Annotated in this window: 7 protein-coding genes; 4 read left to right on the forward strand and 3 right to left on the reverse strand. The window is 44.5% G+C overall.

Annotated elements, in window-relative coordinates; translation table 11 throughout:
* The first annotated feature begins 365 nt into the window (after positions 1 to 365).
* The 3 genes from QUA53_RS25455 to atpC all read left to right on the forward strand — a co-directional run bounded on the left by QUA53_RS25455 (position 366) and on the right by atpC (position 3,353).
* Complete coding sequence (locus tag QUA53_RS25455) at positions 366 to 1,172, forward strand: PEP-CTERM sorting domain-containing protein (protein WP_333100444.1); 807 nt, start codon at positions 366 to 368, stop codon at positions 1,170 to 1,172.
* A gap of 132 nt (positions 1,173 to 1,304) precedes the next feature.
* Positions 1,305 to 2,762: a F0F1 ATP synthase subunit beta gene (gene atpD / locus QUA53_RS25460; RefSeq protein ID WP_006635884.1), complete on the forward strand. Its 1,458-nt coding sequence runs from the start codon at positions 1,305 to 1,307 to the stop codon at positions 2,760 to 2,762.
* A gap of 183 nt (positions 2,763 to 2,945) precedes the next feature.
* Complete coding sequence (atpC, locus tag QUA53_RS25465) at positions 2,946 to 3,353, forward strand: ATP synthase F1 subunit epsilon (RefSeq protein ID WP_333100443.1); 408 nt, start codon at positions 2,946 to 2,948, stop codon at positions 3,351 to 3,353.
* Positions 3,354 to 3,444: 91 nt separating this feature from the next.
* On the opposite strand, the gene QUA53_RS25470 is transcribed toward atpC, so the two are convergent.
* Positions 3,445 to 3,744, reverse strand: coding sequence for a DUF7734 family protein (locus tag QUA53_RS25470; RefSeq protein ID WP_333100442.1), 300 nt, complete (start codon positions 3,742 to 3,744; stop codon positions 3,445 to 3,447).
* A gap of 974 nt (positions 3,745 to 4,718) precedes the next feature.
* Between QUA53_RS25470 and QUA53_RS25475 the strand changes: the two genes are divergently transcribed.
* Positions 4,719 to 8,114: an ATP-binding protein gene (locus QUA53_RS25475; protein ID WP_333100440.1), complete on the forward strand. Its 3,396-nt coding sequence runs from the start codon at positions 4,719 to 4,721 to the stop codon at positions 8,112 to 8,114.
* Positions 8,115 to 8,162: 48 nt separating this feature from the next.
* Here QUA53_RS25475 and QUA53_RS25480 read toward each other — a convergent pair whose 3' ends face one another.
* Together QUA53_RS25480 and QUA53_RS25485 are read right to left on the reverse strand one after the other, a co-directional pair.
* Entirely contained in the window at positions 8,163 to 8,435 is a 273-nt protein-coding gene (locus QUA53_RS25480; protein ID WP_333100438.1) for a peptidoglycan-binding domain-containing protein, read from the reverse strand.
* A 220-nt stretch (positions 8,436 to 8,655) separates the two neighbouring features.
* Entirely contained in the window at positions 8,656 to 8,937 is a 282-nt protein-coding gene (locus QUA53_RS25485) for a peptidoglycan-binding domain-containing protein (RefSeq protein WP_333100436.1), read from the reverse strand.
* Between the last annotated feature and the right edge of the window lie 467 nt (positions 8,938 to 9,404).

Consider the following 9,404-nt stretch of genomic DNA (forward strand, 5'->3'; position numbering starts at 1 on the left):
CGAGTAAAATTTTTATGTATTTTTGATAAAAGCCAATATTTGCAAGTCTTGCACTCAACTTTAGACCGTTACCGAAACTAAGTAAATGTAGTAGGTTGGAAGTCTAGGCAGGATGAAAATCTTGCTCTGACAGATTAAACTGTGTCAATCTGGTGTCAGTGAAAACTCTTAGAAGAAGCACTCATTTACTCCAAAACACCCTTAAGTGAGATCTATATGTAGATTCACTGGTGTGGAGCCTCTTCTTTAGGTTTGACGATCGTCCTAAATATAGCAGGCTCGCGATCGTCGATTCGCGTCACGGGAACATGGCATTTAGTGCATTTTGTGCCTTACTACCTAACAATACTGGAGGAATCAGGGTTATGACTACCTTAACGCTAGTCAAAAAAACATCTTTTACAGTCGTCAGCTTGGCAACCACAATGTTGCTCAGCATCTGCACGCCCGTCCGAGCTTTCATGTTTGGCACTGGCGGCATCCAGTTCGATCGAGATACAAAGATCGACTTTAGATTTAACAACTCTCGCAGCCCTTACCAGTCAAGCTTGTGGGTGGCCCAAGCTGAGTCAGGAAACAATGGCTACACCAACATCGCCCGGCTGTTTTACGAGACTAAACCCTCAGATAACGGCTCTGCCAACAACTGGGAAGCAACATTCGGCAACGCAATCACCTCGGACAACGGCTCCATCACCCAAACCTTCACATTTTTGCAGGATCAAATTTATGCCCTGCTACTGTGGAGCGACACGGGTACCGGCAAGCCTTTCGAGCAATACGTCTCCTCGAGTACCTTCATGAACAGCCCCCAATGGTGGGCCGCCGGCACCCAGTTCCGAAGAGAGGAATGTCTGGTGGCGGGATGTCAGCTTGCTGTGTTTGGTGACTTTATGCTCGACTACAACTCCAGCGACTCATTTGCAAACGTCAACGGCGGTAAAGGCCCAGAGCAATTTTCATCGCTCGCAATGGCCGAACTGGCTAATGGCACACAACTCTCCTTTGACGATGCCAAACCAGGAACCGAGCTTGACTTCAAAGACTTCACCGTGTCGGCTGAGTTAGTCTCCGAACCTGTCCCCGAACCTCTGACAGTGTTCGGGACTATTGTGGGGATCGGGGCTTTGGCTGCAGCTCGCAGGAAAAAAAAGCGAGGGCAGCAACCATAAAGATGACTATTAACCAGCCCCATACAAATCTAAATAGTGCGTCTGTTCAGTGGTACTCTGAGAAATAGCATTTCTAAATGTTAAGACTTTTTCCATAACGGGAAAAATAGCATCCTAACAAAGGCACTATTCATGGTATCCACCGCAGAAAAAACGAACGTAGGCTACATCACCCAAATCATCGGGCCAGTTGTAGACGTAAAATTCCCAGGCGGCAAACTGCCCCAAATCTATAACGCTCTCACAATTTCCGGCAAAAACGAAGCAGGTCAAGACGTTGCCGTTACCTGCGAAGTTCAACAACTGCTCGGAGACAGCCAAGTGCGCGCCGTTTCCATGAGTACCACCGACGGCTTGGTGCGTGGCATGGAAGTAGTAGATACCGGGGAAGCGATCCAAGTTCCCGTCGGAATCCCAACTCTCGGCCGGATTTTTAACGTCATCGGTCAACCCGTAGACAACCTCGGCCCGGTCAATACTTCCGAAAGTATGCCCATCCACCGCAACCCGCCGGCTTTCACCGAACTGGAAACCAAGCCTTCGGTGTTTGAAACAGGGATCAAGGTGATTGACCTGCTCGCGCCCTACCGTCGCGGTGGCAAAATCGGTTTGTTCGGCGGCGCAGGCGTCGGCAAAACCGTGATTATGATGGAACTCGTCAACAACATCGCCAAGGCTCACGGTGGCGTGTCCGTGTTCGGTGGTGTGGGCGAGCGCACCCGCGAAGGTAATGACCTCTACAAAGAAATGATCGAGTCGGGGGTTATTGACGAAGAAGACCGCAGCAAGTCAAAAATTGCTCTGGTTTACGGTCAAATGAACGAGCCGCCTGGTGCTCGGATGCGCGTGGGCCTGTCGGCTCTGGCGATGGCCGAATACTTCCGTGATGTCAGCAAGCAAGACGTGCTGCTGTTCATTGACAATATCTTCCGGTTTGTGCAAGCGGGTTCTGAGGTATCGGCTCTGTTGGGTCGGATGCCTTCGGCTGTGGGATATCAGCCGACTCTCGGTACAGACATGGGCGACTTGCAAGAACGGATTACTTCGACTACCGAAGGTTCCATTACTTCGGTTCAAGCTGTGTACGTACCTGCGGATGACTTGACTGACCCCGCACCGGCTACGACTTTTGCTCACTTGGACGCTACAACTGTGTTGTCTCGCGGTTTGGCTGCGAAGGGGATTTATCCTGCGGTTGACCCGCTGGATTCTACGTCTACGATGTTGCAAGTTAGCGTTGTCGGCGAAGAGCACTATGGTGTTGCTCGTCAGGTGCAGTCTACTCTGCAACGCTATAAGGAATTGCAAGACATTATTGCGATTTTGGGCTTGGACGAGCTGTCGGAAGATGACCGCTTGACCGTTTCTCGCGCTCGCAAAATTGAACGCTTCTTGTCTCAACCGTTCTTTGTGGCGGAAGTATTCACTGGTTCCCCCGGCAAGTACGTCAAGCTGGCAGACACCATTAAGGGCTTCCAGATGATTTTGGCTGGCGAACTTGACGAATTACCAGAACAAGCTTTCTATTTGGTGGGCGATATCAACGAGGCGATCGCCAAAGCTGAAAAAATGAAAGCTGACGCCAAGTAATTTTAGTCATGAGTCAGTAGTCAGTAGTCAGGAGTCATGAGTCAGTAGTTATTAGTTATTTGTTATTAGTTATTGGTTATTGGTAACAACTGACAACTGACAACTGACAACTGACAACTGATAACTGGCAACTGACAACTGACAACTGACAACTGACAACTGACAACCGACAACTGACAATTTATGACATTAACTGTGCGCGTAGTGGCCCCAGACAAAACTGTTTGGGATTCTAATGCTGAAGAAGTAATTCTGCCGAGCACCACAGGCCAACTGGGTATCTTGAGCGGTCACGCTCCCATGTTGACAGCTTTGGATACCGGAGTGATGCGCGTCCGTCCCGGCAAGGAATGGGTGTCTATTGCTCTGATGGGCGGCTTTGCAGAAATCCAAGAAAACAAAGTTACTATTCTTGTCAACGGCGCTGAAAAAGGCGAAACCATTGATAAAGAAGCTGCTCGTACTGCTTACACCGAAGCAGAAGCTCGTTTGCAAAAGGCTACTAGCGGCACTTTGCAAGAGCAAATTCAAGCTAAGCAAGCCATCAAACGCGCGAGAGCTCGTTTCCAAGCTGCCGGCGGCACGATCTAGCTCTAAGGGTAAGGACATAGTGCTTTTGTAGTAGGGACACAACAATGTTGTGTCCCTACTGTTTTGCTCGCGTTGTGTCCCTAATGTTTTGCTAAACTCCCGCCTCGGACAATAGAGATTGCATTGTTTCCCAAGATAACCCCTGCTGAAGATAGCGGGGGTTATTTGGATTGTAGGGGCTCTCCACGCGATCGACACTGACAATTTTTGCTTCCTCCGGCAAAACAGGAACGTCTGGATCGAAAGCGGTCGATCGCGTCAGGGAACTAGAAAAGCCTTTAAAAATAGCAATTTCATCGAATTCGCCGTCAATTTGGGCCTTGATGATTAAAACTTCGTGCGATCGTTTTACCGTGTATTGTTCCAAACGGCGAGCAATAGAGTCAGCCATAGCAAATCTCACTTTCCTGAAATTTGCTACAATATAGCTTAATTTTGCGCCTAATTTCAGCGACAGACAGCTAATTTTTTATTTTTAATTATACCTTTTTTAACAGCATGAAGTAAGCGGACATAATATAAATTATGTAAAAAACATCTGCAATGTTTTCATCCGGCAAAACATACTTGTCGGATATTCTATGAGCCACAGAAAGATTGGGTTTCAATTATCGATCGTTGTCCCGTTTAATTTTTATTAAACAGCGTGGGGATTGGGATATAAGCTGCTATTTATGTTATTTTTTTGCTTGAAATTAGCTCTAGTCAGTGGCAACTCAAAGCTAATAAATAACTGTTGACTAGGCTAAAATTATAGTTAGTGGCTCAATTTTATAGTGTTGGGGATAGCGAGAAAAATATATCTGCCTATTTGTCGTTTGAGTCACAGTAAAATGCAAAAAATCTGCCGTGTCGGTGTTTGAAATTTATGATGCAGAAACAGAACAAAGCATTGAACTAAAACAGGAAACTGCTGCTGAATTTCAAAAAGGTCTGGAGCTTTATTTCGAGCAAAATTTTCCTTAATCGCAAAAATTATTCAGTAAGATTTGCGAAAGAAATCCTCAAGATAGGTTAGCAGCAATTTACTGCCAGCGCTCTCTAAAGAATGGAATGTATGGAGTGCCTGAAGGATGGTCGGGAATAGAAGCTTTGGATGAAAAGTAGTGATACAGATATATTGTATGTGAACATCGGTAGGGATAGGGCAATACCTTGTCCGGCGCGGAGAGTAGGACAAGGTATTGCCGTGTCCGTATGGTTCGCTTTGACTTTTAATAATTTGGTAAAAGATTAAGGATTGTAGAAACTAGATCGGGTCTTCCTTGGGTAAGTTGTGTTTAAGTACAAAATGGTTTATAATTTTTACCACTGCTCAGCCTTCGCTCCAAGTATTAACTGGGTTTTTCAACCTAAAGTAATGTTATGTCCACTCTTTCTCTCAAGCACTTAGTGGCAAAACTTTCAAGAAAAGCAACGCTGCAAACCGTACTCATAGTTCCGTTTGTCTTGCAAGTATTTGCAGCGGTGGGTATTGTGGGGTATTTATCATTTAGGAACTCTCAAAGAGCAGTAAATGACCTTGCGGGTCAGTTGATGGGGGAGGTGAGCAATCGCATCGAGCAAAATTTGAGAACTTATCTGCAAACTCCGCACCAAATCAATCAAAGCAAGCTGGATGCAGTGAAACTGGGTTTTGTGAACATGAAAGACTTGTCAGCTTGGGAAAAGTATCTGTGGCGCCAAGTGCAATTATATCCCTATATCAATTTTACGTCGATCGCTAATCAAGATGGAGAATATCGCACCGGCGAAAAGATGTCGAACGGCACTTTATTGATTAACGCATCGGGCCCTTCTACAAATTTTGATTTTTATTCTTACAATACTAATGATACGGGCGATCGCACCACAGTAGCAGCCTCTGTCAAAAACTTCGACATCCGACAGCACCCTTCCTACGCCTATGCCGCTCTAGCAATTAAACCAACTTGGAGTTCAGTTTATATATCCTTCCTAGAACCCACATTGATCCTCAGCGCGCTGCAACCAGTTTACAACAGCCAGAAACAGCTAGAAGGAGTATTAATTGCTGCGTTGCGTCTCGACAGTATCGGTCAATTTTTAAACAGCCTTAAAATAGGCAAATCTGGTCAAACTTTTATTATCGAAAGAAACGGCACGCTGCTGGCAACTTCCACACCCGAAAAACCTTTCCGCACCAAAAACGGTAAAAAAGAACTATTTAAAGTTACAGAAAGCAGCGACCCAGTAACGCAAACTACAGCTAAATATTTAGAAAATCACTTTAACAACTTGCACAAAATTACAAAATCACAGCAAATAAATGTTGAGATAAACGGCCAGCAGAAATTTTTAAAAGTCCTGCCCTTCCAAGACGACAATGGTTTAGATTTGCTGATTGTCGTTGTCGTTCCCGAAGCAGACTTTATGGAACAAATTCAGGCCGGCAACCGAACTACAGTGTTGCTATGTCTGGCAGCTTTGGGCATGGCAAGTGTGTTAGGACTTCTCACTTCTCGCTGGATTATTCAACCTCTTATAAAATTAAAAAATGCAGCAATAGCTTTGTCTGAAGGACAATTTGACCAAACTGTAAAGCTCGATCGTTCCGACGAGTTGGGCGTACTTGCCGCTGCTTTTAACAGCATGGCAGCACAATTGCAAGCATCATTTACTGCCTTAGAAACTAAAAATACCGAATTGCAGCGACTCGACAAACTGAAAGACGAATTCTTAGCCAATACTTCCCATGAACTCCGCACTCCCCTCAACGGCATTATTGGGATTGCAGAATCTTTAATAGACGGTGCTACCGGACAACTGCCAGAATCTACAAATTTTAACTTAGCTTTGATTTCCTCCTCGGGCAAAAGATTGTCTTCTTTAATTAACGATCTTTTAGATTTTTCTCAGCTCAAACACAAAACTATAGAACTGCAAATTAAGTCCGTCGGTCTTCGAGAAATAGTCTCTGTAATTGTTACTCTGTCTCAGCCATTAGTAGGCAAAAAAAACTTGCAATTGATTAACTCAGTTGCTCCTGAATTGCCGCCAATAGCAGCCGACGAGAATCGCTTGCAGCAAATACTTTACAACTTAATCGGCAATGCGATTAAATTTACCGAAAGTGGTCGAATAGAAATTTCCGCAGAATTGGTAACGGGCAGCGCACAATCACCGTCTAATTCCCAATTAGCCATTACTGTATCTGATACGGGCATTGGCATCCCCGAAGATAAATTAGACCGAATTTTTGAATCCTTTGAACAAGCTGACGGTTCTACTGCTAGAGAATATGGCGGCACTGGTTTAGGGTTAACGGTTGCCAAGCAATTAGTTGAATTGCACGGAGGGCAAATAGGGGTATCTTCAACTGTAGGCGTCGGTTCCCAATTCATCTTTACTTTGCCCGTATCTGAGAGTCAGCCAGATTTTAGTAGCATACAGCCGCGTTTAACCGAGGGTTCTCCCATTTTAATCACTCCTGAATTCGCGGGCAAATCCTCTATAATAAATTCTCAGCTATCAGACAATAGCGACTTCCTAGAAAGTGAAAAGCTCAAAGTTTTGGTGGTCGATGATGAACCCATTAATATTCAGGTCATTATCAACAGTCTTTCTCTAGCAAACTATGAGATAACTCAAGCGAGCAACGGCTTAGAAGCTTTAAATCTGATTGAATCAGGATTTAAGCCAGACTTAATTTTACTCGACGTAATGATGCCGCAGATGACGGGCTATGAAGTGTGTCGAGAAGTTCGCAAAAAATACTCGCCTTTAGAAATGCCGATTCTGATGTTGACGGCTAAAAATCAAACTACTGACTTGGTAGAAGCTTTTAACTTAGAAGCCAATGATTATGTAACTAAACCTTTTATAAAAAAGGAATTGTTGGCGAGAATTAACACGCAAATTCGCCTAGCGAAACTGAATGCAGCCTACGGCAGGTTTGTGCCACACGATTTTCTAAACTTGCTGGAAAAGCCGAGTATTATTGAAGTAAAATTAGGCGAGAATCAGGAAAGAGAGATGACCGTGTTGTTTGCTGATATTCGTTCGTTTACGGCGCTTTCCGAAAAGATGACACCACCTGAAAATTTTGCATTTATTAATACTTACTTAGGCAGAGTTAGCCCTGCCATCAGGAAAAATAACGGATTTATTGATAAATACATTGGTGATGCAGTCATGGCACTGTTTCCTACATCTCCAGAGGATGGTGTGCGAGCAGCAATTGATATGCAAAAAGAAGTGAATATCTACAACCAGCAGCGAGAAAAAAATAGCTTGTTTCCGATCGCGATCGGCGTCGGTTTACACGCCGGCAATTTGATGTTGGGTACAATTGGCGAGCGAGAACGGATGGAAAGTACGGTGATTGCTGATGCGGTGAATCTCGCGTCTCGTTTGGAAGGATTGACTAAGGTTTACGGCGCGGGCATTCTAGTTAGCGGTGCAATTATCGATCGCCTAGACGATCCACAAAAATATAAGTACAGATTTGTCGATCGAGTAACGGTAAAAGGAAAGACAAATGCTGTGTCGGTGTTTGAAATTTACGAAACAGAAACAGAGCAGAGCATTGTACTTAAGCAGCAAACGGCGGAGGTTTTTCAAGAAGCTCTCAATTTTTACTACGACCAAAAATTTGTTGCCGCCCAAAAAGCATTTCAGAATATTTTACAAATCAATCCAGACGATCGGGTAGCAATGCTGTATTTCAAACGAGCTCGCAAGTATCGAATGTACGGAGCGCCGGAGGGGTGGTGCGGGGTGGAAACTTCGACGGAGAAATAGGGCGCGCACTGCACGCCCTAATCTCTTTAAAAGATGCTTGCACCAACTTTAAAATATAGTTGTACAAACTCCTAATTTATTCCAAGTTTTGGGGCCGACAATGCCGTCCGCAACGATTTTTTGTTGCTTTTGAAAATTGATGACTGCTTGTTCGGTTTTCGCGCCGAATCCTCCATCAGTAGTTACGGAAAATCCGCTAGCATTCAAGAGTCGCTGAAGGTAGCGAACGTCCTCATTTTGGGTGACGCCATCGTTGCGTTTCAGTAGGGGAAAATAACGGCAGGAAGGTAATTCCATGTGAATTGCGTTTGTGGTTTGCATAGTTTGAGTCTCCATTGGTTGTTTGCAAGTTGTTTAAAAGCAGGGCAGCGGGAAAAGATGTTAATTAATAGTCCTGGATGTACTTTTGACGGACCTAAACGAGGTTTGGGCTTCGCTTAACCACCAGATTGTTTAGCGTTTCTGGGGGCGTAAAGGAAGTATTGCTGTGAAAAAAAACAGTTTCTTGCTACCCGTGCACCTAGGATTAGTTAACTTGGATTTAACATCCCGGTTCACCTGTATAACAAGCGCCTAATAGACTCCAAGTTTGAGGGCCGACAATGCCATCAACAGCAATCTTATTTTCCTTTTGAAATTTGATGACTGCTTGTTCAGTTTTTGGGCCAAAGAATCCATCAGTTGCGACGGGATATCCGTTTTTAACTAAGGATTGTTGGAGATAGCGCACGTTTTGATTGGCAGTGGTGCTATTATTGCGTTGCAGTGTGGGCAGTGAATAGCAAAGAGGCAATTGAGCGTAAATTGAATTTGTGGTTTGCATGGTTTGATTGGGGATTAGTGGTTTGCAAGTCCTTTGAACTTGCTATTCCCCAGTTGTAGCTGTGGGGGGAAGTGCTTTAACAGTCACTTTTTATAGTGACGCTTATCTGGGGTAGCTCAGATGAGTGACAGGCAGCTATCAAATCCGTTTTGTATAAAATAATTGTCAAAGGTAAACAGCAGCGACTTTCGATTTTTTATCAACTTTTAGCATCTTTGCCATCAGCCCCAGACCATAAGTAAGGCGGAGCCGAAAAACGCCCCTATGTAAACGAGGGCAAAGTCTCCAAAGGCTCTCTACTGGCTGACTTAAAGCTGTTTACATAGTGTTGCATTATGCTGTTTAATTCCGTATACCTTCTTACCTGTACGGCTGTTGGTGTCGGGATGGGGTAGTGCCCTGAAGGAAAGGATCAAGAGAATTAAACTTAATTCAAAGAAAGTAGGCGTTTAGAGTTGTAAATTAGC

This window comes from Microcoleus sp. Pol12B3 (assembly GCF_036701355.1).
In the GTDB taxonomy this organism is placed as follows: Bacteria; Cyanobacteriota; Cyanobacteriia; order Cyanobacteriales; family Microcoleaceae; genus Microcoleus.